The organism is Campylobacter concisus, assembly GCF_902460875.1.
GTDB lineage: Bacteria > Campylobacterota > Campylobacteria > Campylobacterales > Campylobacteraceae > Campylobacter_A > Campylobacter_A concisus_AA.
The window spans coordinates 202,256-228,220 of record NZ_CABPVR010000007.1 but is presented as its reverse complement, the minus strand read 5'-3'; the positions used below and the strand labels follow the sequence as shown (position 1 = coordinate 228,220).

Annotated in this window: 25 protein-coding genes; 19 read left to right on the top strand and 6 right to left on the bottom strand. The window is 38.6% G+C overall.

The features are described 5' to 3' along the window. Window positions 1-6 precede the first annotated feature (6 nt). The 6 genes from F3H01_RS05000 to ccoG all read right to left on the bottom strand — a co-directional run bounded on the left by F3H01_RS05000 (window position 7) and on the right by ccoG (window position 8,023). Window positions 7-234, bottom strand: coding sequence for a hypothetical protein (locus F3H01_RS05000; protein WP_021090435.1), 228 nt, complete (start codon window positions 232-234; stop codon window positions 7-9). A gap of 16 nt (window positions 235-250) precedes the next feature. Next, entirely contained in the window at window positions 251-1,633 is a 1,383-nt protein-coding gene (locus F3H01_RS04995) for an efflux transporter outer membrane subunit (RefSeq protein ID WP_149725045.1), read from the bottom strand. Further along, entirely contained in the window at window positions 1,623-4,748 is a 3,126-nt protein-coding gene (locus F3H01_RS04990; RefSeq protein ID WP_149725044.1) for an efflux RND transporter permease subunit, read from the bottom strand. The genes F3H01_RS04995 and F3H01_RS04990 overlap by 11 nt, the downstream gene beginning before the upstream one ends. Before the next feature lie 10 nt (window positions 4,749-4,758). Beyond that, window positions 4,759-5,919, bottom strand: a complete 1,161-nt coding sequence (locus F3H01_RS04985) for an efflux RND transporter periplasmic adaptor subunit (protein ID WP_149725043.1) — start codon at window positions 5,917-5,919, stop codon at window positions 4,759-4,761. A 108-nt stretch (window positions 5,920-6,027) separates the two neighbouring features. Continuing rightward, on the bottom strand, window positions 6,028-6,612 hold the full coding sequence (locus tag F3H01_RS04980; protein WP_149725042.1) for a TetR/AcrR family transcriptional regulator: 585 nt from the start codon (window positions 6,610-6,612) through the stop codon (window positions 6,028-6,030). 85 nt (window positions 6,613-6,697) lie between these two features. After that, window positions 6,698-8,023, bottom strand: coding sequence for a cytochrome c oxidase accessory protein CcoG (ccoG, locus tag F3H01_RS04975; protein ID WP_103644512.1), 1,326 nt, complete (start codon window positions 8,021-8,023; stop codon window positions 6,698-6,700). Between the two features lie 138 nt (window positions 8,024-8,161). On the opposite strand from ccoG, the gene rpsU reads away from it, so the two are divergent. From rpsU to nuoH, 19 genes are all read left to right on the top strand, one after another. After that, window positions 8,162-8,374: a 30S ribosomal protein S21 gene (gene rpsU / locus F3H01_RS04970; RefSeq protein ID WP_009294994.1), complete on the top strand. Its 213-nt coding sequence runs from the start codon at window positions 8,162-8,164 to the stop codon at window positions 8,372-8,374. 103 nt (window positions 8,375-8,477) lie between these two features. Next, entirely contained in the window at window positions 8,478-9,110 is a 633-nt protein-coding gene (locus tag F3H01_RS04965) for a DNA-binding protein (RefSeq protein ID WP_149725041.1), read from the top strand. After that, window positions 9,107-9,730 carry a UPF0323 family lipoprotein gene (locus F3H01_RS04960; RefSeq protein ID WP_149725040.1) on the top strand — a complete coding sequence of 208 codons (624 nt, stop codon included), beginning with the start codon at window positions 9,107-9,109 and terminating at the stop codon, window positions 9,728-9,730. Before F3H01_RS04965 ends, F3H01_RS04960 begins: the two co-directional genes overlap by 4 nt. A 1-nt stretch (window position 9,731) precedes the next feature. Further along, the gene (locus F3H01_RS04955) at window positions 9,732-10,913 is read left to right on the top strand and encodes a glutathionylspermidine synthase family protein (RefSeq protein ID WP_149725039.1); all 1,182 of its coding nucleotides are present in this window, start codon (window positions 9,732-9,734) and stop codon (window positions 10,911-10,913) included. Between the two features lie 2 nt (window positions 10,914-10,915). Further along, complete coding sequence (locus tag F3H01_RS04950; protein WP_149725038.1) at window positions 10,916-11,851, top strand: D-2-hydroxyacid dehydrogenase; 936 nt, start codon at window positions 10,916-10,918, stop codon at window positions 11,849-11,851. Next, window positions 11,851-12,609, top strand: coding sequence for a hypothetical protein (locus tag F3H01_RS04945; protein ID WP_149725037.1), 759 nt, complete (start codon window positions 11,851-11,853; stop codon window positions 12,607-12,609). The genes F3H01_RS04950 and F3H01_RS04945 overlap by 1 nt, the downstream gene beginning before the upstream one ends. A 17-nt stretch (window positions 12,610-12,626) precedes the next feature. Next, window positions 12,627-13,124 carry a YajQ family cyclic di-GMP-binding protein gene (locus tag F3H01_RS04940; protein WP_021089472.1) on the top strand — a complete coding sequence of 166 codons (498 nt, stop codon included), beginning with the start codon at window positions 12,627-12,629 and terminating at the stop codon, window positions 13,122-13,124. Between the two features lie 309 nt (window positions 13,125-13,433). Further along, window positions 13,434-14,225 (top strand): DUF2314 domain-containing protein, encoded by a 792-nt coding sequence (locus tag F3H01_RS04935; protein WP_149725036.1) that lies wholly within the window; start codon window positions 13,434-13,436, stop codon window positions 14,223-14,225. Window positions 14,226-14,259: 34 nt separating this feature from the next. Next, the gene (locus F3H01_RS04930; RefSeq protein WP_149725035.1) at window positions 14,260-15,591 is read left to right on the top strand and encodes a hypothetical protein; all 1,332 of its coding nucleotides are present in this window, start codon (window positions 14,260-14,262) and stop codon (window positions 15,589-15,591) included. Between the two features lie 184 nt (window positions 15,592-15,775). Beyond that, window positions 15,776-17,140, top strand: coding sequence for a coproporphyrinogen III oxidase family protein (locus F3H01_RS04925; RefSeq protein WP_149725034.1), 1,365 nt, complete (start codon window positions 15,776-15,778; stop codon window positions 17,138-17,140). After that, on the top strand, window positions 17,140-18,774 hold the full coding sequence (locus F3H01_RS04920) for a multidrug ABC transporter permease/ATP-binding protein (RefSeq protein ID WP_149725033.1): 1,635 nt from the start codon (window positions 17,140-17,142) through the stop codon (window positions 18,772-18,774). Before F3H01_RS04925 ends, F3H01_RS04920 begins: the two co-directional genes overlap by 1 nt. Window positions 18,775-18,879: 105 nt before the next feature. Next, window positions 18,880-19,269 carry an NAD(P)H-quinone oxidoreductase subunit 3 gene (locus F3H01_RS04915; RefSeq protein WP_021090439.1) on the top strand — a complete coding sequence of 130 codons (390 nt, stop codon included), beginning with the start codon at window positions 18,880-18,882 and terminating at the stop codon, window positions 19,267-19,269. After that, entirely contained in the window at window positions 19,251-19,763 is a 513-nt protein-coding gene (locus tag F3H01_RS04910; protein WP_012001120.1) for a NuoB/complex I 20 kDa subunit family protein, read from the top strand. The genes F3H01_RS04915 and F3H01_RS04910 overlap by 19 nt, the downstream gene beginning before the upstream one ends. Continuing rightward, the gene (locus tag F3H01_RS04905; RefSeq protein WP_149725032.1) at window positions 19,760-20,518 is read left to right on the top strand and encodes an NADH-quinone oxidoreductase subunit C; all 759 of its coding nucleotides are present in this window, start codon (window positions 19,760-19,762) and stop codon (window positions 20,516-20,518) included. Before F3H01_RS04910 ends, F3H01_RS04905 begins: the two co-directional genes overlap by 4 nt. Continuing rightward, window positions 20,515-21,744: an NADH dehydrogenase (quinone) subunit D gene (gene nuoD, locus F3H01_RS04900; RefSeq protein ID WP_149725031.1), complete on the top strand. Its 1,230-nt coding sequence runs from the start codon at window positions 20,515-20,517 to the stop codon at window positions 21,742-21,744. The genes F3H01_RS04905 and nuoD overlap by 4 nt, the downstream gene beginning before the upstream one ends. Further along, complete coding sequence (locus tag F3H01_RS04895) at window positions 21,741-21,971, top strand: NADH-ubiquinone oxidoreductase subunit E family protein (RefSeq protein WP_149725030.1); 231 nt, start codon at window positions 21,741-21,743, stop codon at window positions 21,969-21,971. Before nuoD ends, F3H01_RS04895 begins: the two co-directional genes overlap by 4 nt. After that, a complete protein-coding gene (locus F3H01_RS04890) occupies window positions 21,968-22,678 on the top strand; it encodes a hypothetical protein (RefSeq protein WP_149725029.1) in 711 nt (236 codons plus the stop codon). The genes F3H01_RS04895 and F3H01_RS04890 overlap by 4 nt, the downstream gene beginning before the upstream one ends. Then, on the top strand, window positions 22,675-24,975 hold the full coding sequence (locus F3H01_RS04885) for an NADH-quinone oxidoreductase subunit G (protein ID WP_149725028.1): 2,301 nt from the start codon (window positions 22,675-22,677) through the stop codon (window positions 24,973-24,975). The genes F3H01_RS04890 and F3H01_RS04885 overlap by 4 nt, the downstream gene beginning before the upstream one ends. Beyond that, window positions 24,968-25,963, top strand: coding sequence for an NADH-quinone oxidoreductase subunit NuoH (gene nuoH, locus F3H01_RS04880; RefSeq protein WP_149725027.1), 996 nt, complete (start codon window positions 24,968-24,970; stop codon window positions 25,961-25,963). Before F3H01_RS04885 ends, nuoH begins: the two co-directional genes overlap by 8 nt. The last annotated feature ends 2 nt before the right edge of the window (window positions 25,964-25,965 follow it).

Here is a 25,965-nt window from a genome sequence, read left to right as displayed (position 1 = left end):
GAAAGATTAAGATTTTTTGATCGCTCTAATAGGAATAACAAATATCGCTGCGATCACATAAAAAGCAATACAAAAAACAGCCGCCATCATAAATATCTCACCGATATCATAAAAGCTTGACTCAAGCCTAAATGTATCCACGTAATTTATCGCAAACCATAATGCTACGCCAAGAGCAATAGCAAAAACAAAAAATCCCCAAGAAAACAAGAAATTTAATATCTTAGTTCCCAATTTCTCTCCTTTTTAATTATTTTTCTAACTTAAAACCGCCACCAAAAGCTCTATAAACTTCGACTGCACTATCGACCTCATCAAGCTTTGCCGAGACATCTTGTAATTTTGCTTGAAGCAAATTTCTCTCCGCATCAAGAAGCTCTAAATGCCCAATATAGCCAGCGTCATATTGCTCTTTAGCAAGCGAGTAAATTCTTTGTTGGGATTTTAGCAAATTTTTCACTTGTTCCAAAGAAATTTTTGAATTTTGCCTTGAAACAAGCGCATCTCTTACTTCGCCAAGAGCCGATTTTACCGCTGCTTCATAATTAACAGTGGCAATTTGTTCATTTGTTTTAGCCACTGCGACGTTATTTTTTGTCCTATCAAAATCAAAAATTTTCTGTGCTAAAGAGCCGCCTATACTCCATGTATTAGCATTTCCAACAAAGATATTTTCAAAATCAATACTTGAAAAGCCAAAAAGCCCAGTCAGTGAAATGCTTGGAAAATACTCAGCCTTTGCAACACCAACAAGAGCATTTGTAGCTTTTAAATCAGCCAGTGCCTTTGCCACGTCGCTTCTTCTTAGCAAAATTTCAGAGCTAATGCCAGCACTTATCTCGGGAGAAGCTGGTAAATTTTGTGAGCTAGAAATAGCTCCACCTAAAATTTCATTATTACTTTTACCAGTCAAGATGGCTAGTGAAGTGATAGCTTTTGACTTTGCATTTAATATAGAAGTAAGATTGGTCTTAGCGCTTTCTACTGCTGCCTTGCTTTGCAAATAAGTCATCTCATTTATGCTTCCAAGATCAAGCTGTGTTTTGCGAAGCACTAGCGTGTCTTCATAGGTTTTTAAAGTCTCTCTTAGCACAGCTTCTTGCATATTTAATGAAACTAACGCAAAGTAGCTTTTTGCAACACTTGAGCTGATACTTAGCCTCGCGCTATCGTAGTCAAATTTGGTTGCATTTAGGCTTTCTTCAGCTGCAGCTACATTATTTCTTACTCTGCCCCAGAGATCTATCTCGTAGTTTAGTCCTAAATTTATGCTCGAACTTCTATAACGTGTTTGAGGCTGCTTAGTGTAGGTTTCCCCACTGGTTTTTGCCTTGGTGTAGCCTACATTTAAATTTACCCCAGGGAGCAAGTCAGCCTCAGCTACGCCAAGGCTTGCTTTTGCTTTCTCTAATTTTAAATAAGCAACACGTAAATTTGTATTTTTCTCAAGTGCATTTTCTACTAGAGAATTTAAATTTTCATCTTTAAATTCTCTCCACCAAAGATCCCTTATATCGCTTGTCTCATAAGCGTAAGTAGATGTGAAATTTGTATCTACATTTGGCATATCTGGACGAAATGAGCAACCAGCTAAAAACGCCGCCGTTATAAGTATAAACGCCTTATTTCTCATCTTTTTTTGCTCCCTTTTTCCAGTATTTCTCATTTAAATTTTCAAGCAAATAGTAAAACATTGGCACAAAAAATATCGCTATCGTCGTAGAAGCGATCATGCCACCAACCACGCCAGTTCCTAATGAGTGGCGAGATGCTGCACCAGCACCTGTGCTTATAACCATCGGGAAGACGCCTAAAGTAAATGCAATTGATGTCATTACAATTGGTCTAAAGCGAAGTCTAGCTGCATTTATCGCTGAGTCAAATATACTCTTACCGCTATCACGCTCTTGCATTGCAAATTCTACGATCAAAATGGCGTTTTTGGCCGCTAGACCAATGAGTAGCAAGAGTCCGATCTCAAAGTAGATGTCGTTTGTTAGACCTCTTATCCAAACTGCTAGCAATGAGCCAAATACCGCAAATGGTACGGCTGTGATGACCGCAAGCGGGATGAGCCATCTCTCGTACTGAGCCGCAAGGATCAAAAAGACAAAAATCATACCAAAGATAAAAGCAACCGTGCCTGTTCCTTGAGAATTTACCTCTTGATACGCCGTTCCCGCCCAGCTTATAGCGTAGTCCTCGCTACTTAGCGTGTCATTTACGACCTCTTGGATCGCTCTGATCGCATCACCTGATGTATAGCCAGTTTTTGGATCGCCCATGATCTTAGCTGACGGGAATAGGTTAAATCTATCAACGATATCAGGTCCGATCGATCTTGTAAGCGTCGCTACTGAATTTAATGGCACCATCTCACCCTCATTTGAGCGGACGAAAATCTTTCTTAGATCCTCAGGGTTGTTTCTAAAGTTATCGCTCGCCCTTGCATATACGCGGTAAGATTTACCAGCAAGGTTGAAGTCGTTTATATAGTAAGAGCCAAAAGTAGCCGCTATCGTGCTAAAAATTTCGCTCTCGCTTACGCCAAATAGCTTTGCTTTTTCTTTATCAACCGTGATCTTAAACTGGCGGTAGTTTGTCTCAAGCGTAGTTCTCACATTTGTTAGCTCAGGTCTTGCGTTTGCAGCTGCAGTTACCTTTCTAGCGTCTGCTTCTATCTCGTTGTAGCTCTTGCCACTTTTGTTTTGTAGATACATCTCAAAGCCGCCAGTCATTGATAGACCCATGATAGGTGGCACGTTTACGACAAAGGTCATTGAGTTTTTAGAGCCCCAAAGCATGCCGTTAAACTGACCAACTAAGGCATCTGCGCCGTCTGTTGCACCTTTTCTCTCGCTCCAGTCTTTTAGCTTGATAAAGCTAATGGCTGAGTTTTCTCTAAGTGAGCTAGCTAGCATATCATAACCTGCAACGCCCATAGTAAATTCGACATTTGGATTGCTCAAAATGGCGTTACTAATAGATTTTACCTCTTCTTTAGTCTTTAGCATATTTGTTGAAGGTGGAAGCGAGGTGATAACCATCAAAGCGCCCTTGTCTTCTGAAGGCACAAGCCCTTTTGGCACCTTTTGAAACAAGCCATACGTTGCAAATCCCATTATGCCAATTACTATAAAGCTAATGATGACGTGTTTTAAAATTTTTGCCACACCAGCTGTAAAGAGCTTAGTGCTAAAGTCAAAAAAGTCGTTAAATTTCTGAACGATCCAAAATGGCTTGTTCTCTTGCTTTTTAAGCATAACCGCACAAAGCGCTGGCGTAAGCGTAAGAGCGACAAAGCCTGAGATACAAACGGCGACAACAAGTGTTAGCGCAAACTGCTTTTGTATAACGCCAACAAAGCCCTCCATAAATGAAACTGGCACGAAAACTGCGCAAAGCACGAGCACGATAGAGATAACCGGAGCTTGCACCTCCTCCATCGCCTTAAATGTCGCGTCTTTTACGCTTATCTCTTTATCTTCGTGCAAAATTCTCTCGACGTTTTCTATAACGATGATCGCGTCATCCACGACGATACCGATAGCTAGGATCAGGGCAAAAAGTGTGATCAAATTTATACTAAAGCCCATCACATAAAGTCCGCCAAATGTGCCTATGATAGAGACTGGCACGGCTAGCATCGGTATGATGGTAGCTCTAAAGCTCTTTAAGAAGAAGTACATTACGATAAGAACTAGCACCATCGCTTCTACGAAAGTTTTTATAACTTCGTCTATTGAAACGGTGATAAATTCAGTTGGATTGTAAGCTATCGTGTGCTCTAAGCCAACTGGGTAGGTTTTCTTTAGCTCTTCAAGCTTTGCTTTGACCGCTTCAGCAGTTGCAAGTGCGTTTGCGTCGTTTTGCAAAAATAGCAAAAGTGGCACTGCTGGCTTGCCATTTAGCATAGCTTCAGATGCGTAGCTAGCAGCTCCAAGCTCGACTGTGGCGACCTCTTTTAGTTTTACAACGCTGCCATCTTCACTTTTTATCAAAATTTCGCCAAACTGCTTTGGATCTTTAAAACGTCCTTCAGAAACTACCGAATAAACATAAGGATTTTCACCCTTTGATGGCTGCTCGCCGATCTTGCCAGCGGCATATTGTGAGTTTTGAATTTTTACTTGAGAGATGACGTCACTTGGAGTTAATTTAAACTGAGCAAGTCTATCTGGCTTTAGCCAAATTCTAATCGAGTACTCTTTGTTGCCAATTAGCACTGTATCGCCGATACCATTTACCCTTTTAATCTCGTCAGCAATGTTTAAATTTACATAGTTATATAGCTCAACTTGGTTCATATTTGGATTTGTAAAGCCAACAACTTGAAGGATCGAGCCACTTCTTTCGCGTACCGTTACGCCCATATTTTGCACTTCTTGAGGCAACCTTGAAAGAGCAGCTTGCACGCGGTTATTTACATCGATTGTAGCTTGTTTTGACGATGAGCCGATCTTAAAATATACGCTTATATTCATCGTGCCAGCAGAGCTTGAGGTGCTTTGCATATATAGCATATTCTCAACACCATTTATCTGATCTTCAATCGCACTTGCGACTGAGTCGGCGATAGTCTGCGCATCAGCACCGCTATATGTCGCACTTACAGAGACAGTAGGCGGTGTAAGACTTGGATACTCCTCTATTGGAAGCCCCTTGATACCCATAAAACCTGCTATAACTATGATGATAGATATAACAGTTGCAAATATCGGGCGGTTTATGAAAAATCTTGAAAACATCTATCTGCCTTTACTTGCTACTTGTAGCGTTTGCATCTTTGCCATTTATAAATTCCGCACTTAGGTCTTTATCAGTTTCAACTGGTGCGCCAACTCCAATTTTAAGGAAGTTACTAACTATTATCTTATCGCCCTCTTCAAGACCCTCAGTCACTACGATCATATCTTTTGTTTGGTAGCTAGTTTTTACATTTTTTTGGCTTACTTTACCATCTTTTACAACTAAAACATAAGAGTTTGTAGCGCTTTGTTGAAGGGCAACTTGAGGGATGTTAAAGGCATTTTTTTGCACAAATCCACTCATCTTTATATGACCAAACGCACCTGGTAAAATTTTACCCTCACTGTTATCAAAGCTAGCCTTTGCCAAAACGCTGCCAGTTGCGGTATTTACGACATTATCTATAAAATTTACTTTACCATTAAAATTTTCGCCATTGACACTTAACACAGTGTCACTATTTAGCTGTTGCCATGAGCCGTTATCCAAATTTGTCTTTCTAGTTAGATTATCCACATCGGCGATATAAAATTCTGCTTCAATAGGATTTATTTTTGTAAGTCTTACAAGCTTTGTTTGGTTTGCTATGACAAGCGAGCCAACATCTACTTGGTTATCACCCACTACGCCGTCAAATGGCGCTGTGATAGTCGTGTAGCCAAGGTCGATTTTCGCATTTTTTAAATTTGCTTTTGCGCTTACTAAATTCGCATTTGCAATGTCATAGGCTGCAACTGCTGCGTCATAGTCTTTTTGAGAGACTGCATTTTTCTTATAAAGGGCAGAAATTCTTTTAAACTCGGTCTCGGCATTTTTCAAATTTGCATTTGCCACACCAACAGAGGCATCAAGTGAGTCAAAGCTAGCTTGATATTTTTCTGGATCTATTAAAAATAACTTATCGCCTGCTTTTACTTTGCTTCCCGGCTTAAAAAACTGCTTTATGATAGTTCCGCCAACTTTTGGATAGATAATAACATCTTGACTACTTGCAACCGTTGCGGTGTAATCGAAACTAATAGGTATGTCTGTTTTTTGTGCGGTAAAAATATCCACATGAGATAGTGGCATCTGGTGACCTGCTGCCGCTTTATTCTCTTTATTTTCAAAACAACCACTTAGAAATAAAACTGCAACCGAAAGCACAAGAGCACTTTTAAAATTTGCCATAAAAACCTCTCTTAATTTTAAATTTTAATATCATATTTAGTTTTTGTAATAATTGTTACAAAAATTTAAAGTTCTCGATTCTATTAGAAAACAAATAAAAAGTCAATTTTATTTTTTACTAATTCCATTCAAAAACAACTCAACACACAAGCCAACATGCTTTTTACGCTCTTTTTCACTAAGCTTTGGTTCTTCATTTATCAAAAGCGAATCGTAGTAATAAGCTCCTATCACACTTTGTATAAAGTACTTTGCAGCAAATTTGGCTGAAAATTTTGAATCAAGTTTGGCTTTTACCTCATCTCTTTCAAAGAAATTTATAAGCACAAGATCGATCTTTTTTAAAATTTGATCCAAAAATGTCTTACCAAGTTTGCCACCATTCTTAGAACCCTCACTCATCATTATCCTACCAAGAGAGATATGCCTTTTGCTGCAAACGATAGAAAATATTATGGTTGCAAATTTGGTTAAAAATTCCTCCAAGCTGTGAGAAATTTTAAGATCTATTTTCTCATCGATCTCTTTTATAAGGCTATCTATCTCTTGCTCAACGATCGCCTCAAAAAGCCCCTCTTTGTTCTCAAAAAACGTATAAATGCTAGAAAGTGATCCGCCACTTATCGCTACTATGTCACTTAAGCTTGTCTTTTCGTATCCTTTTTCTAAAAATAGTTCAAGTGCTGTGTTCAAGTGCTGTTTTTACGATAAGTTCATATCTTTTTTTACCCTTTTCTGAGATCGCCATCTTGCTTCCTATTAAATTTTTGCCATTTTATCATCTTTTAGGATAGATAAAAGTACTTTGCCTTTGCACGCTGATAGCTGGCTCGTCAGTGGCATAGGCTTTGATATTTATATGTTTTAAAAGATCTTTATCGCTTAAATTTTCATTTTTTGATTTTAGCGTGACGATTACTCGTTGCTTTGCACCAGCTTTTAATATAAATGGCTTATTTGGACGAGAAATTTCTATATTCTTATCATCTACTTCAAAGTAAAAGGCGTGCTCTTTATTTTGTGTGTTCTGCACCAAAAATACGTAAGAATTTTCGACTTCATTTTCGCCTAAAATTTTATAAAGCTCGCTTGTTCTATTTATATTTAAAAGCATACTTTCTTTTTTGCCACTCATCAATACCCCAGCTGTTAAGACAATGCCCAAAATGACAAGGTAAGCAACCGTTCTAAAGCGTAAAATTTTGACTCTTTTTTGCTCTTTTATAGAATTTATACTTCTCCACTCAATAAGCGAGCTTTCATCAAAATGCTTCATCACTTTAGCGCAAGCATCGCTACACTCTAGACAATTTATACATTCAAGCTGCATACCTTTTCTTATATCAATGTGCGTTGGGCATACTCTTACGCACGCCTCACAGCCAGTACACAGCGCGCCCTCTTCTTTTGGTTTTTTAAATTTCTCTTTTCCATTATAGATTACGCCGCCTCTTTTTTGATTGTAAATAACTTGGATCGTATCGTTATCAAACATCACTGATTGCACCCTAGCGTAAGGACAGACATAAATGCAAAAATTTTCTTTTAAAATGACGACATCATAAACTAACCAAATAGCTATAACAAGCCAAAATGCAAGCAAAACTCCATGTTCGCTTGGCTCTTTTAAATAAGCAAAAAAATCAAGCGGCGGCACAAAATACCATAAAAAATTTGCTGAAATAACAAGAGCTAAAACACACCAAATTCCAACTGCTAAAGCACACTTTAAAATTTGTCCTTTTGGCTCATTTTGTTTATTTTGGATATTTTTTCTGATCTTTAAAATTTTAGTTTGCAAAAGGTCACGAAATATCGTTCTAAAAATAGTTTGTGGACAGCTCCAACCGCACCAAACGCGCCCTGCAAGTGTCGTTAGGAAAAATATGCTTAAGAACAAAATGATAAATAAAAATGGCAGCAAATAAAGCTCTTGCATATCAAATTTTGTAAAAAATAGATCAACTCTACTTTTATCAAAACTTAGCAAAAATAGCTGTGCATCATTTACCCTGATAAATGGCAAAACAAAGACAAATAGCGTAATACAGGCGAAAAAAATGTAACGCCTCTTGGCGTAGCTAAGATGAAAATCCTTTGACATAATAAGCCTTTTTTGAAATTTTATGATTATAAAGCTTATGGCATTAAAAGAGTTTTAAAAAAAAATAGTTAAAAGCTTAAATTTATGAAAATTAAACTATACTCACGGCTTATTTTAATCTGAAAGGTGGTGAGGACGTTGCCTGGTATTAAGGTACATCCTAACGAGTCATTTGACGAGGGTTACAGAAAGTTTAAGAAACAAACTGACCGTAACTTAGTAGTAACTGAAGCAAGAGCTAGACGCTTCTTTGAGCCTAAAACTGAGATCCGCAAAAAACAAAAAATTGCAGCTCGCAAGAAAATGCTTAAACGTCTTTATATGCTTAGACGCTACGAGTCAAGACTCTAAAACCAAGACAAAGAGGGCTTTGCTCTCTTTGTTTAACTCTTCTTTTAGCCTTATTTTTTTATAATCAAAGCAATTTTTTTATTTTATTTTAAACGGAAATTCGATGCAAAAGCTAGCTATAAACGAAGCTGCAGAAATTTTAGGCATAACAAAAGAAGCAGTCTATAATAGAATCCGCCGTGGTTCGATAAATACAGTCATTGAAAATGGTACAAAATTTGTCATCCTTGACGAGAAACAAAGTAGCGAAAAGGCCACAAAATCCGCTCCAAAAAGTACAAAAACTAAATCCCAAAATGATGAATTTGTAAATTATTTGCTAAATGAGTTAAGCGAGCTAAAGAGCTTAAATTTAAACTTACAGGCTGATAAAGATAGGCTTTTTAAAGAAAAAGAGCAGATGCTAATCGAGCGAAAAAATGAAATTTTGCAAATTTATAAGGACAGGGATGAGAAACTCATGCAGTTTCTAAATGCCATGCAAAGGCCGCTTTTAGCACAAAAAAACGACGATATGCCAAGCAGTGAAGCGATAGAGGCCGAGATAGAAAATGAGTCAAAATGGATAAATTTAAGTGAATTTTTAAAGGAGCTAAATCTAAAGCCAAAGGCAACGAAAAAAGCCAGTGAAAAGATAATAAAAGCGATACACCACTCAAAATTTATAAAATTTAAACGAGGTGTGATACTTGTTAGAAGACATAAAAATTTAAAAGAGTTGATAGGAGAGATATGAAACACATTAAAAAAATAGCTACTTATGCTGCGGTAGGCGGATTTGGTGCGATCATTATGGCTGGCCTTGCTGGTTGTGGCAGTGACAATGGCGGTGATGAAAACGCACTAAACGAGGTTGCGCAAAAAAATGGCGCCTTTGTCATTATCGAAGAGAGCGCGCCTGGAGTTTATAAAATTTTAGAAGAGTATCCAAGTACTGAAACTAGAGTTGTGCTAAAAGATATAAACGGCACTGAGCGTGTGCTAAGCAAAGACGAGATCGATAAGCTCCTAGCTCAAGCAAACGCAAATATCGACAATGGCACTTCAAATTTAACAAAAACGAGTGACGCCCAGCTAAGTAGCGGTGGGCTAAGTCTTGGTGAGACGATACTTGCCTCAGCTGCTGGCGCGATACTTGGTAGCTGGATAGGTAGCAAGCTTTTTGGAAATCAAAATTTCCAAGCTACTCGTCAAAATTCTTACAAAAATCCAAGCGCATACACAAGAAGCGTTGATAGCTTTAATAAGCAAAAAGCAGCAAATTCTGCTGCAAGAAGTAGCGGCGGAAAAAGTGGATTTTTCGGTGGTGGCTCAAAATCAAGCTCAAGCTCTAGCCAATCAAGCTTTGGAGGCTAAAATGATAAATTTAAGAAAAATCACTCCATTAAATAACGAATTTATGGAAAAAATCGGCTTTGCATGGCACACAGATAATGACAACAGCTCATATATCGCAGATGAGATCGTACAGGTGAAAGCAAGCGAAGCGGATGCTTACTACGAAGCGGCAAATGAGCTATACGATATGTATGTAAATGCCGCTCAGTACGTCATTGACAACAACCTTTTTCACGAGATAGGCATACCATTTAACCTTGTTGATAGCATCAAAAAAAGCTGGGAAAATGACGTTCACTGGCATCTTTATGGTAGATTTGATCTAGCTGGTGGGCTTGATGGCAAGCCAATAAAACTGATCGAATTTAACGCCGACACGCCAACGGCAGTCTTTGAGACGGCGATCATTCAATGGGCGATGCTAAAGCTAAATCACATGGATGAAGCAGAGCAATTTAATAACCTTTACGAAGCTCTAAAGCAAAATTTTAAACGCCTTATCACTCTTGGCGATGATAATGTAAATTTTGAGGATGTTTACGAGGGCTGGGGGATACTCTTTAGCTCAATTGCTGGCAGTATCGAGGACGAGCAAACCGTAAAATTACTACAATACATCGCAAAAGAGGCCGGCTTTAAAACCGACTTTGCTTACGTTGATGAAGTCGTTTTTGACGACAACGAAGGCATTTTTAAAGATGATGAGAATTTCGAGTACTGGTTTAAACTCGTGCCTTGGGAGAGCATAGCGATCGACGAAGGCGAGCTAGCACTTATACTTTCAAATATCATCAAAAACCAAAAAGCCATCATCATAAATCCCGCCTACACGCTACTTTTCCAAAGCAAGGGAATTTTAAAAATTCTTTGGGATCTTTATCCAAATCATCCACTCTTACTTGAGACCTCAAACGAGCCGCTAAAGGGCAAAAAATATGTGAAAAAGCCAGTATTTGGTAGAGAGGGCGCAAACGTCTCGATACACGATGAAAACGGCGCACAAATAGCAAGTAATGACGGCGAATACGACTCAAACAAAGCCATTTATCAAGAATTTTACGAGTTTAATCAAGATGAAAGAGGCGATAACTACCAAGCAGGCGTATTTTACGCTTATGAAGCGTGTGCGCTTGGATATAGAAAGGGCGGCAAAATTTTAGATAACTACTCTAAATTTGTAGGACATTTCATTAAGGACTAAAGATGAAGATCGTTTGTTTAGACGCGGCCACGCTGGGGGAGAACGTTGATCTTAGTGTTTTTAAGAAATTTGGCGAGTTTATCAGCTACCAAAAAACTAAAAGCGAAGAGGTCGTGCCTCATCTAAAGGGCGTTGACGTGGTCATCACAAACAAGGTCGTCATCGACAAAGCCGTGATGGACGCGACAAATTTAAAGCTTATCTGCATAAGCGCAACTGGGATGAACAATGTCGATCTAGAGCATGCAAGAGCTAAAAATATAGCTGTTAAAAACGTCGCTGGCTACTCAACTGCAAGCGTCGTTCAGCACACATTTGCCATGCTTTTTGAGCTAACAAATCACATCAATTTTTATGACAAATACGTAAAAAGTGGCAAGTGGGTGAAGAGCGAAATTTTCACCTATCTTGGCGCAGACATCAGCGAGATCGCTGGCAAAGAATTTGGCATCATCGGCCTTGGCGAAATAGGACGCAGCGTGGCGGCAGTGGCGCGTGCATTTGGTGCAAACGTGAGCTACTACTCGACAAGCGGAGCAAATAAAAATAGCGAATTTAAGCAAAAAAGCTTAGAAGAGATACTAAGGGGCAGCGACATCATCAGCATCCACGCACCGCTAAATGAAAAAACTAGAAATTTACTAGGTGCAAACGAGATAAATTTGCTAAAAGATGATGTGATAGTGTTAAATTTAGGACGTGGCGGCATAGTGGACGAGGCAGCTATGGCAAGGGCGATAGATGAGAGAAATGTACGCTTTGGCACCGACGTTTTAGAAAGTGAGCCAATGAGCGAAAATAGCCCATTTTTAAATGTAAAAAAGAAGTCAAATCTACTCATCACGCCGCACGTGGCATGGGGCAGCTTAGAGGCTAGAAAGACGCTCATCGCAAAGATCGTCGCAAACATCGAAATTTTCATAAATGAGAGCAGATAATGGGCTATGATATAAGCTATCACGCCATTAGCGAAGATGAAATTTCAAAGTGGTATTTTGAAGCACTTGAGCTCACAAGGGCTGGTAAATTTGACGAGGTTTTGTCACTTGCAACAAAGGCTGGCGTAGAGGAATTTTACGCCCAAAAGTACAAAGATACACTAAACGCTGCACTGCAATATAAAGACGATGAAATTTTTAACAAAACTCACGGCTTTTGTATCGCCGTCACGCAAGGATTTTTTAGAAAGTATTTCTACACTCGGGGCACAGCGCTAAGCTCTTTGGCGCGGCAAAATGAGAAATTTAAAAAATATATCAGCAACTGGCAAGAAATTTTACCAAGCGATTTTTTGGATAAATTTGGTGGTGAAATTTATAATGAGATCACCGAAAACTACTGTTGTGGTGCTTATGTGAGTGCTAAAAACGTAGCTAAACTAAAGGCTGATTATGAAGCAGGTGGCGAGATAAAAGATGAGATTGATGGCTTTTACGCTCAAAATTTACCTGCCTTTTTAGATGCGCTAAACTACGCATGTGAGCTAGAAATAGGCCTGCTTGAGGCCACTGAGGTCATGGAGCCAAATCCGCTTGATTTAAACAAATCAAGCTCATATTCAAACCTCTTTAACTGCGATCCAAAGGGAGCTATCATCTACGCACAGATCGCAGTGCAGCAGATTGGCGAGGCGATAAATCAAGAAGAGACTGGCAAAAAGTCGATTTTTGAGAAGATCAAAGGGCTATTTAAATAAATTTTGAAAGGATAAAAATGGCAACTGAACACAGCTTTGATATAAGTGCTGAGGTCGATATGATGGAGGTTAAAAACGCTCTTGAGACGGCGAAAAAAGAGATCGCTGCGAGGTATGACTTTAAGGGGCTTGCAGCCGAGGTCGAGCTAAATGAAAAAGAGAAATTTATAACGCTTCTTAGCTCAAGTGACAACAAGATCGACGCGCTAAAAGATATAGTGATCTCAAAGCTCATCAAGCGCAACATCCCGCCAGTTGCGATCACCGAGACAAAAAGAGAGCCGGCAAGTGGCGGAAATTTAAAGGCGACACTAAAGCTAAACGACACGCTTGATGGTGAAAACTCAAAAAAGATTACCAAGGCCATCAAAGACTCAAAGATCAAGGTGAGCGCACAGATCAGGGGCGAGGAGATCAGAGTGACAAGCAAAAGCATAGACGATCTGCAGGAGTGTATAAAGCTGGTGAGGGGGTTAAATTTAGAACTTCCGATAAGCTTTAAAAACTTAAAATAACGACCTCTCGTGAGTGCCTTTAAATGAGCTAGAAAAATTTTCACTCCGCAGGCTGTATGCCTAGCACACGCTTATTTTTTGTCGCAACATTTAAATCCATCTCACGACATTTTTGTTTAAATTTGAAGTTGGTAGGCTAAATTTTGAAATCATCACGTAATTTTCGGATTTAAAATTTTGTAGGATTTTGGGCTAAATTATGCGAAATTTCGCATAATTTTTGTATTTAAAATTTGTCGAATTTATGGGTGAAATTTACCTTATCATTTTGTATTCAATTTTGATCTACCTAAAAAAGAAGGACAAAAAATGAGCTTTTTTAAGAAAATTCTCGGTAAACAAATCGATCTTGGCAAGCAAATGCCGATCTATTTTGTAAGTAGCGACGAAGACTACATGCAGCGTGCATTTGAGCAAGCTCGTGAGAGCTTTAGATATTTTTGGCGTGAGGTTTACTGGGAGCGCCACAGGATCGTACCTATGCTTGACTATGCAATGGTAAAAATTTGCTTTTTAGATGTCGTAAATGGCGAAGAAGTTGGCGAGCACATGTGGATAGACGATGTGGAATTTGATGGCGAAACGATATATGGAACACTCGTAAACGAGCCTGACGCCGTGCAAAACGTTAAAGTAGGCGATCAAGTAAGCGTGAAGATAGATGAGATGAGCGACTGGCTCTTTGCGATAGATGGACGTGCATACGGCGGATTTAGCGTGCAGGCGATGCGTTCACGCATGCAAAAGAAAGAGCTAAAAGAGCACGATAAAGTATGGGAGCTTGATTTTGGCGATTTTAACGATATTTTGGTAGTTTACGAGCAAAAAGAGCACCCTGAAAATTTGATAGAGCATCCAATGAGCAAAAATACATATGAGCAAGTAAAGCAATATATAAAAGAGCACCCAAATATGATCACAGACGCTGATGAGTTTGGCTATACGCAGCTTCACAACGAGGCGATCGCTGGGAATTTAAATCTTGTAAATCTCTTGCTGCAATACGGCGCGGACAAAAACGTACGCACAAAAAGTGGCAAAACGGCGGCTGATTTTGCTGAGAATTTGGGCTGGAGCGAAATTGCAAAGGTGCTTAGGTAGTTAAATTTGTAAATTTAATAGGATGGATAAAATTTTGAGCTATAAAGACATTTTAGATGAAAAAGATGAGAGCGTTAAAAACGCTAAAAAATTTGTAAATTTCTTAAAGGCAAATTTTTCAAACTGCGAGATAAGAAGCAGCAAACAAGCGCGTTTGATCGCACTTTTAAATGAAGAAAACGACCTTTTTGATAGGCTAAATAGGACAAATTTTGCTGAAGTTTCAAAAAGGCTCGGCGAGATAAAAGAGCAGATCACTCTTGTTATTTTGGATATCAAAGATGAGATCACAAAAGACTTTGATGAAAAAAACTATGAAATTTATAAAAGGGCGCTCTCAAGAGAGCCAGAGGAGCTTGAAAATGTCAAAAATGAGCTACTTTTAAACTCCTTTTTCGAGAGCCATTTGGGTGAGCACTCGGCAAATTTAAAGGCAAATTTCATAAAAGAGTGTGTCACAAATTTCTTTAAACACTCAAATTTCATCGTGCCTATCATCAGCGTGCTTTGCTACTTTTTATATTTTGGCTTTGAGATAGGATATTTTCCGAGTTTAGATAGCTCACAGATGATATTTACGGGCATTTTGCTCTTTTGTGCGACTGCATTTGTCACCGTTTTTGAGATATTGCTCCTCGTTTTTGTCTCATTTTTGTACCAAAACGACGATAAAAAGTATAAATTTAAAAAGCCAAAATTTCTATTTTTTTATAACTCAAATTTCATCTACATTTTAACGCTCGTCTCCTTTGCTATTTTGGCCTTTGCAGCCCTCAAGCTAAACTACGGCTGGGGCGCCATTTTATCGTTACTTTTGCTCTCTTACGCTGGGGTAAATTTAGCAGTTTTCTTTAAAGATAGACCAAATTTAATCATCTATCTTTTATCGCTTACCATGCTTTTGCTCTTTATTTTTTCGGTCGTTATCTTAAAAAATGGCGGATTCTTAGCACTTTGGATGCTATTTTGCTCGTTGATGCTCTCTTTAATGCTGGGCGTTGCAAGCATTAAAGAGACAAGGGATTTTTCATTTGTTTTCTACGCTGCACTCTCGCTTATGATCCTTTCAAACTCGCTTTTGTTTATCAAATACACAGCAAAGTCCTTTAATATAGGCGATGTGGATTATAAATTTTTACTTGTAGATAAAAGTGCATTAAAGGCACTACCAAGCTCACTTTGTGAGACAAAAAGTAAAGAGCAAATGCCTTGCGAGATAGATGAGAAAGCGGTTAAAATTTATGGCATAAAATCGCTTTGCAATATTGGTAAATTTTATTATTTAGAAGCAATAGGTTGTGAAAAAAATGAGAAAATAAGATTTGAGCTTGATTCAAGTAAAATTATCTCAAGAGCCAAGGAGTAAAATCCTTAAGCTTTGGGGCTAAAATTTGATCGATACGTGAAATTTGCAGATTTAAAAAATTAAAATTTATAGGCCAAATTTATCTGGCTAAGCTAAAAATTTCTTTAGCACAAGGCTAAATTTATTAAAAGTTAGCTATCCTAACACATCAATTTAAAACCAAACTTATTTAAGGCGATTAGTTATGATCTTTAAAAATATTGTCGAGAATTTTGCCGTAAATTACGCTCATAATTCTATTCAAAGATCACTATATAATGAATTTAATATAGACATTTTAACCACAACCTACACCAAAACTCCCAAAAAAGACAAAAAGTATATGCTCTACGCACATGTACCATTTTGTCACACATTCTGTCCATATTGCTCGTTTCATAAGTACCACTATGAACAAGAACTTGCAAGAGTTTACTTTGAAAATTTACGTGAGGAGATGAGGCAGGTTAAAGAGGCTGGATTTGACTTTGATTCACTTTATGTTGGCGGTGGCACAACGCTTATAAATGAACCTGAGCTTGAGAAAACGCTTAAGCTTGCAAAAGAGCTTTTTAGTATAGATGAAATTTCAGCAGAAAGCGATCCAAATCATATCTCACCCGAGAGTTTAGCCAAATTTGATGGGTTAATTGATCGCTTAAGCGTTGGCGTACAAAGCTTTGATGATGAAACATTAAAAAGAGTTGGCAGATATGAAAAATTTGGCTCAGCCAAGGAGGTAAAAAGAAAGCTTGAGCTTGCTCTTGGCAAGATCCCGGTCATTAGCCTTGATCTCATCTTTAACCTGCCAAATCAAACAAAAGAGCAGCTCATAAACGACATAAATACTGCAAAATCGATCTCTCCACAACAAATCACCTTCTATCCACTCATGAAATCAGAGCTAACAAGAGAGAATATAGCTCGCTCGCTTGGTGTTTCAAACGTAGATAATGAGCGTGAATTTTATGAGATAATCACTGAAGAATTTAGCAAAAGTAACTACAAACAAAGCAATGCTTGGGCATTTTCAAATGAAAAAAGTGCTGACCTTCGTGACGAATATGTTGGCTCAAATTTAGAGTATCTTGGCGTTGGTAGCGGAGCATTTAGCTTTCTTAACGGTGAGCTTGTAATAAATGCATTTAATCTACTTGAATACGGCAAAAGGATAAAAAATAGGCAAAGCCCAGTCATCGCAAAATGTGGTTTTAGTAAGAAAGAGCGACTTAAATACACGTTTTTAACAAGGCTTTTTGATGGCGGAGTTGATATTAAAAGATACAACGATGAAAATAGCACAAACATTAACAAGGCCTTATTTATGGAGCTTAGCTTGCTTAAGCTTGTAAATGCGGTATATGAAGAAAATGGCATTATCAAGCCGACATTTTTTGGCAAATATATCTGCATCGTGCTTATGCGTGATTTTTACGCTGGCATGGACAAAGTGCGTGCGATATTTAAGGATGACGCTAAGATAAAACGAAGCAAGGTGCTTCGCATAATGAGCGAAAATACTGAACAAAAGTATGAGCCAAATATCATTCAGCCACGAGCTGCGATGTAATGCTTGCAAATTTAATCAAAAAAAATATCTACCAAATTTCTAAAATAGTGTTATTAACACTCCTATTTAGCGGACTTGGTGTTTGGACCCTTTCATTTATAAACAATGAGCTTGTAAGCTTAAAAGAATTTGACCCGATTCTTGCAATTAAATTTATAGCAGTCTTACTTTTATTTTTTATAAGCGCCATTGCCGCAAATATATCGCTTACAAATTTTGGACATAAATTTATCTACGAGCTAAGATATCAAAGTGTAAAGCAAATTTTAGATACGCCAAATAGCGTGATAAATGAGATCGGCAAGGCAAAGATCATAGCTAGTCTAAATAATGACATAAAAACGATCACATTTGCCTTTATGAGCGCTACTGGCTTTATACAAAGCTTAGTTTTTATAATCTGCGCTAGCATCTATCTTTGTGTAATCGCTCCAAAAATTTTTATCTTTTTATCCATTTGGATCGGTGCGACTCTTTTTATAAATACGCTTTTTATGAAAAAAATTCATCTTTATTTTAAGCATTCTAGAGTTCAAGATGACGCATTGCAAAAGCACTACGACGATATCGTAGAGGGGCATAGAGAGCTTAGTTTAAATAGAGCAAGGGCAAGTGTCTGCTTTGATGAGTTAAATTTTACAGGCGATAAAAAACGCCAAAATATGGTAAAGGCCGATATTTATCACGCATTAAGTGATAATTTTACAAACATTATGCTTCTTGGCTCAGTTGGACTTTGTGTATTTTTGTGCGTAGCATTTGACTGGGCGAGCCTGCAAACAGCACTAAGCATAAGTCTTACGATACTATTTTTAAGAGGCTCGTTTATGAGTATGGTTGGCTCCATACCGGCTGCGCTGAGTGCAAAAGTAAGTTTAGAAAAGATCATGAGCTTAAATCTAAATAAATTTAAGGAAGGATTTAAATTTGACGATAGCCTAAGCGATAATTGGCAAAGCATAAAACTAAAAGATATAAATTTCAACTACACTCACGGCAAATTTAGCCTAAAAGACGTAAATTTAGAGATCAAACGCGGTGAGATAACGTTTATCATCGGTAAAAATGGTAGTGGTAAAAGTACGCTTATAAATTTACTTTGCGGGCTAATACGCCCAAGTAGTGGCGAAATTTACCTTGATAGCACAAAGATAGATGAAAGAAATTTACAAAGCTACCAGGCAAAGATTAGCGCTATTTTTGCTGATTTTTATCTATTTTCACAAACGCTCTCTCATAATGGTTTTGCTAGCCAAAGCGAAATAGACGAGCTTTTAGCATTACTTGAGATCGATAAAAAAGTAAGTGTCATAGATAATAAGCTTAGCACCACGCAACTCTCAACCGGTCAGCGAAAGCGTCTAAGTCTTTTAATAGCTATTTTAGAGCACCGCTCTATCCTTATCCTAGATGAATGGGCAGCCGATCAAGATCCGCTCTTTAAACGAAAATTTTACAAAGAAATTTTGCCATTTTTACAAAGTAAGGGCATCAGCATAATCGCTGTTAGCCACGATGATAGTTACTTTGATGTAGCAGCTAGGATCATCTTAGTAAAAGATGGCTTTGTGCGTGAGCTAGACGAGAGCGAGCGAATAAGTGCTGCAAAGGATGCAGTTGAGAAGATAAAATAGGAGTAATTTTTACACAAAAGCACAATACTCACCCTACTCTTAAGCCGTTTCAAGCTCAAATAAATTTAAATTTAGTAGAATCTTAAAAATTAAAAAAGGCAAAGTATGTCACATTCAGAGCTTGAAAGTACCTATTTTGGTGCATTTATCATACTTTTACTAGCGACTTGTTCATTTTGTTTAATAACATTCTTATCTTCAAAAATAAGCAAAAAACTAGCCAATCGCAATACCCAGCGTCTAAAACTTGGCTTTTATGAGTGCGGACCGACAACCGTAAAACAGCCAAATAAGATAAATATCCACTACTTTTTTTATGGAATTTTATTTATTTTGTTTGATGTTGAAGTCATCTTTATGTATCCGTGGGCGGTGGATTTTAGGCTACTTGGAATTTTTGGGCTAATCGAAATGTTGCTTTTTGTAGCGATTTTATTAATTGGCTTTGCTTATGCTTGGCAAAAAGGAGTCTTTAAATGGCAAAGCATCAGATAAATTACGCTGCAAATGGTGGCTTGCCAGTCGTTTTAACAACCGTTGATAAGCTAGTTCAATGGGGCAGAAGTAACTCACTTTGGGCACTTAGCTACGGGCTTGCTTGCTGTGCTATCGAGATGATGGCAAGTGGCGCTAGCAGATATGACTTTGATAGATTTGGCACCATTTTTAGAGCAAGTCCAAGACACTCAGAGGTGATGATCATAGCTGGTACGCTAACTAAAAAACACGCCGAATTTACAAGACGTCTCTATGATCAGATGCCTGAGCCAAAATGGGTAATCTCGATGGGTAGCTGCGCAAATACCGGTGGCATGTTTAACACCTACTCTACCGTTCAAGGCGTAGATAGAATAATACCAGTTGATATCTACATCCCAGGCTGTGCCCCACGTCCAGAGACGCTTCAATACGCACTTATGATGCTTCAAAAAAAGATAAGAAAACAAAGTGCATTTAGGGCGCAAAAGCCAAGGAAACTTGAGATATGAGAGAGTATAAGCCAAAGAATGATCTGCAAAAAAAGCAGTATTACAAAGAAAAATTTTACATAGAAAAGCAGAAGCCAAAAGATGAGGTAAGAGGTTCTAAATTTGATGAAGAGCTAGCCATCTTAGAGCAAAGCGGAGTAGAAATTTTATCTAGCTACGTGGAGTTTGATCAGCTTGTACTTTATGTAAATTCTAGTAAAAATTTTAAAGCTCTTGAAGTATTAAAATCTTTTGGTTATGAACAGCTTAGCGAGCTTGCAGCACTTGATTTCATAAATCAAAAAGATGGATATGAAGTCTTTTATCAGCTTCTTAGCATGAGCAAAAATAGACGCGCTCGTGTAAAATGCTTTGTAAAAAAGGATGAAATGCTAAAAAGCGTTTGCGAGCTTTATAAAAGTGCAAACTGGGCTGAGCGCGAGATGTATGATCTAAGCGGCGTTCTCATTAAAGATCATCCAAATTTAAAGCGCCTCATTATGCCTGACGACTGGCACTCACACCCGCTCTTAAAGAGCTATCCGCTAACTGGCGACGAGGCTGCCAAATGGTACGAGGTGGATAAAATTTTTGGAAGCGAGTTTAGAGAGCAAATTGGCGAAGAGAACCGCGACCCAGCATATGTGGATGAGAAAGATACCTTTGGATTTTCAAGAGTATTTAGCGAAGAGTACGAGTATCAAGAAGATGGCGGCGTAAAATTTGTCAAAAAGGCTAAATTTAGCCAGAGCCAGATAGTAAAGGAAAGACCTTGAGCCAGGCACCAAACCGCTTAAAACCATTTTTTGAAAATTTAGAATTTGAGCAAAATGACGGCAAGATGATACTAAATTTTGGCCCACAGCACCCAAGCGCACATGGCCAGCTAAAGCTTGTGCTTGAGCTTGATGGCGAAAAGGTCGTGCGCGCTATGCCAGAGGTTGGCTTTATGCACCGAGGCGTTGAAAAGATGGCTGAAAATATGACCTATCAGGAATTTATCCCAGTGACTGATAGGGTTGATTACATCGCCTCAAGTGCGAATAACTACGCGTTTTGTGCGGCTGTAGAGAAGCTTTGTGGTATCGAAGTGCCTCGCCGTGCGCAGATCATTAGAGTGATGCTTTTGGAGCTAAACCGCATCAGCTCGCATCTTTTATTTTTAGCTACGCACTCCCTTGATGTGGGGGCAATGAGCGTATTTTTATACGCATTTAGAGAGCGCGAATACGTCCTTGACCTCATAGAAAAATACTGCGGCGCAAGGCTAACACATAGCTCGACAAGGATCGGTGGCGTGCCGCTTGATCTACCTGATGGCTGGTACGAGGAGCTGCTTAAATTTTGCGAGAAATTTCCAAGCGACATCACGCTTTATGAAGATCTGCTAAGTGAAAATAGAATTTGGCAAGCAAGGCTCGTGGACGTGGGTGTCATTAGCAAAGAGCTAGCCCTTAGTAGTGGCTGCTCTGGCGTAATGCTAAGGGCAAGTGGCATCGCGCGCGACATCAGAAAAGAAGAGCCATATCTCATCTACGACGAGCTAGAATTTGACGTGCCTTACGCTACCAAAGGCGACTGCTATGCAAGATACCTACTTTATATGAAAGAGATGCACGAGTGCGTGAAAATTTTAAAGCAGTGCGTTAGCAAGTATCAGACAAGTAGTCCAGCTATCATCGCCGACGCGCCAGAGTATGTGAGCGCCTCAAAAGAGCAGATAATGAGCCAAAACTACTCACTTATGCAGCATTTTGTGCTGATAACTCAGGGTCTAAAGCCACCAAAGGGCGAAATTTACTTTGCTAGCGAGTCGCCAAAGGGCGAGCTTGGAATTTATATAAACTCAGACGGCAGCGCAAGCCCGTACCGCCTAAAAATTCGCACGCCAAGCTTTTGGCACTGCGCTATTTATGAAGATTTATTAGTAGGCCAGTACGTTGCTGACGTCGCTACGATAATTGGTAGCACAAATATCATCTTAGGTGAGGTCGATAGATGAGAAAGGTCGATCTTAGGCACTTAAAAAGTGAGTTTTTAAGCGCTCTTGGACAGCAGATAAAGGCTAGCGAGGCTGGCGAAGTGATTATATTTTTATTTGAGATAGGCGATTTTAGCGGCGTGGCAAAGGCTGTAAATTTAGCCTATAATCTAAACTGCGAAGTGATGAACTCGCTTAAATTTAACCAAGTTGATTGGGTATTAACCATAAAAAAGGGCAAGATATGAAATTTAATGATTTAATAGCAGGCAAAAGCTTAAGCATCGCAAATTTACTAAGCTTGAGCGATAAAAATTTAGCAAAAAAGATAAAAGAGCACGAGTTTAAATATATCTCTTGCATCGAAGATAGCGAGCTTGGTGGCGAAAATTTAATCCGCTGCGAAATAGGCTCAATAAGCTATGTCTTAGCTCTTCTTTGCAAATACGCAAATTTATCTTGCGATAAGTTTTTTAGCGAGCTTGATGATGGACTGATAAGCGGCGAGTGCAATGTTGGAGAAGAGGAATTTGAAGAGCTTGGCGAGTGGATAAAGGACGTTAAAAACATCATTATTGATGATTCATTTTTTACTCATCCAAATAAAGATGCGATCTTTTGGCTACTTGAAATTTTAGGCAAAAATGTCGTTTTAGCTGGTGGTTGCAGGAAAGAATTTAGTGATTATCACAAAATAGACGAGCTAAAAGAGCTTGAAAATTTTGACGGAGCGGTCGTTTATCTAAACAAAAACGCAAGCGATGAGATCGTGGGCGGCGTGCAATTTGGCATCGTAGCAAAGGCAAAAGATGGCGATATACTAGAGCTTAAAGCAAAAGATTTTAGCGTGAGAGCAAAATTTAAACTAGACCATTCGCTAAAAGGCACAGTTGCCGTGTTTGGCGCAAAAGATTTTGATGGATACGCATTTAAGCAAGTAGTAGTTAGTAAATGAAAATAAGCATAAATGATCAAATTTTAGAAGCAGATGAGGGCGAGAGCATCCTAAATATCGCAAGAGCAAATGGAATTTATATCCCAGCTCTTTGCTATCTTAGCGGTTGCTCACCAACTCTTGCTTGTAGGCTTTGCATGGTTGAGGCAAACGGCAAAGTAGTTTATAGCTGCAACGCCAAAGCAAAAGAGGATATGCAAATTTATACAAACACACCAGAAATCGCTGCCGAGCGAAATGCGATCATGCAGACTTATTGCGTAAATCATCCGATTCAATGTGGCGTTTGTGACAAAAGCGGCGAATGTGAACTACAAAATTTAACCACACATCTAAAAGTAAATGAGCAAAAATTTGCCATCGCTGACACACACAAACCACATAAAAAATGGGGGCTAATCAACTACGATCCAGCTCTTTGCATAGTCTGCGAAAGATGTGTCACTGTTTGCAAAGATAGGATCGGTGAGAGTGCACTAAAGACCGTACCAAGAGGCGTTGAGGTGCCAAAAGAGCTAAAAGAGAGTATGCCAAAAGATGCCTATGCTGTTTTTAGCAAGATGCAAAAAAGCTTAATAGGTCCAAGCGTGGGCGAGAGTCTTGACTGCTCATTTTGCGGCGAGTGTATCAGCGTTTGTCCTACTGGAGCACTTATTAGTTCGCATTTTCAATATAGCACAAATATCTGGGAGCTAAACCCTATCCCAGCAGCAAATCCACATCAAAGCGACTGCGAGCTAATTTACTATGATGTAAAAGAAAAGAGTACTAGCGATAGAAGTAAGCAAATTTACCGCGTCAGCAATGATTTTACATTTGGTGAGGTAAGTGGAGCAGCTAGGTTTGGCTATGACTTTCACAACGAGCTTGCCTGTAAAAATGAAGAAAAATTTGAAGAGATTGTTTTAAATATTAAAAATGGTGCGATCAAAAATATAAAATTTAATAGCTTCATCACGAACGAAGAAGCCCTTATTTTAGAGTGTTTAAGAGAGAAATTTGATCTAAATCTAATAAACAATGAGGCGCTAAATTATCAAAAATTTTTAAATAAATTTAGCGAATTTAGTGGGCTTAGCTCATATAACGCAGACTATACAGATATTAAAAATAGCGATTTTATCATCAGTGCTGGCAGTTTCTTAAGACACGAAAGCCCAGTGACAAGCTTTAAGTTAAATAACGCTTTAAAAATGAATAAAGCAGCTGGAATTTACTTTCATCACATAGCCGATGAGGTCGTGAAGAAATTTTCAAAGAATTTCGCTTGCGTGATGCATGAGGCTGGAAAATTAGAGCAAATTTTACTTTTTATACTTAAAAACTGGGGTGAAAATTTACCTAGCACACTTACATCAAAACTAGCAAATTTTGATGAAAATTTTGGCTTAGATATACCAGCTTTAAGCGAGGGCAAAAACAAATTTACGCTCATTTTAGGAAGCGATTTTTACACAGATGAAAATGCGAATTTACTAGCCGCACTTACTGGAGTGATCGCAAGAGCTACGCCATTTCGTGTGATGCTAATACCACCACGCACAAACTCACTTGGCGTTGCTAAAATTTGCACTCTTACAAGCGAGAAAAAGCTTGGCAAGACGCTTGGCTATAACGAAAATGGTGATTATAAATTTAGCATTTTTGAAGGTGACATCGATGCTAGCGCGCTAAATCAGCAAGAAGGAACATTTACAAGCATAAATAACGCCCTAGTGCCAACAAATGTGGCAATACCGCACAAAGGTTATTTTCTAAACGATATCGCAAACGCGCTTGGACTAATGGCTAAAAATACGATTGATTACACGCCAAATTTACCAAAAGAAAAGGGTTACAAAGGCATTAAATTTGATGATTTAGAAAATTTTTATGCAAATGACGGCACAAGTCACAGAGGTTATAAACTAGAAATTTCAAATTTCACGCCAAATGATGATATAGAGCCACTTTTAAAAGATAGCAAGAGCATAAATTTAAAAGATGACGAGGCACTTATAAGTCTTGCAAATCCTATAAATTTGCCATCATTTTTTGCAAACTACGCCACACAAACAGCCAAAAGAGCGAAGCTTTATGCAAGTAGCGAATTTATGGCTAAATTTGAAATTTCACAAAATGAAGCGATTGTTTTAGAAAAAGATAGGCGAAAGCTTGCCATTTGTGTGGAGCTTGATAGCGAGCTTGGCGGAGTCGCTGCGTATTTAGGTGATTATGACGATAAGCTTAATGTGGGCGTTATATTTAATGGTAAAAGCTACGCCGTAGTTAAAATCATAAAGGTAAAAGATGAGTGAAGCACTATTTTTTGTGCTAAGCACTATTGTTAAAGCCGTGGTCATCTTAGCCGTCATGGCAAGCCTTGCAGGGCTTGCAACTTATGCTGAGAGAAAGGTACTAGCTTACATGCAGCGCCGCGTGGGACCTGATATGGTGGGACCTGCTGGAATTTTACAGATAGTAGCTGACATGATAAAACTCTTTACAAAAGAGGATATCGTACCAGCAAATACGAATAAATTTATCTTTTTAATAGCTCCACTAATATCAGCCATTGCCGCATTTGCAGCGCTTGCACCTGTGCCATTTTTGCCTGAGTTTGAAATTTTTGGACATACATTACGTCCAATTCTCTCAGATATAAATGTCGGTATTTTATACATCGCTGGTGTTGCTTCAGTTTGCGTTTTCTCTCCACTTGCAGCAGGTCTTGCAAGCTATAATAAATTTGCTCTAATTAGTGCGGCTCGCGCAGTAGTCTCACTTCTTAGTTTCGAAATAGTCGCTGGCATGGCTCTTTTAAGCGTCGTAATGGTAACTAGCTCACTCTCACTTGTGGATATAAACAACTATCAAAAAGGAATTTTTGGCTGGCTTATATTTAAGCAACCCCTTGCCTTTTTGCTCTTTTTAATAGCAAGCTTTGTGGAGTGCAATAGAACGCCATTTTGCTTAACAGAAAACGAAACAGAAATAGTAGCAGGCTATGGCACCGAGTATAGCGGCATGAGATGGGCGATGTTTTTTATCGGCGAATACACAAATATGATCGCTGCTAGCATCATCATTACGATTTTATTTTTAGGTGGATTTAACGAATTTTTATTTATCCCAGGTGCTTTGATGATCATCTTAAAATCAAGCATTGTCTTTTTCTTTTTTCTTTGGGTAAGGGCTTCATGGGCACATTTAAGAGTTGATCAGTTAAGTGCATTTTGCTGGAAAATTTTACTTCCGCTTGGAATTTTAAATATCGTAATCACTGGCTTTATGCTACTAATCTAAGG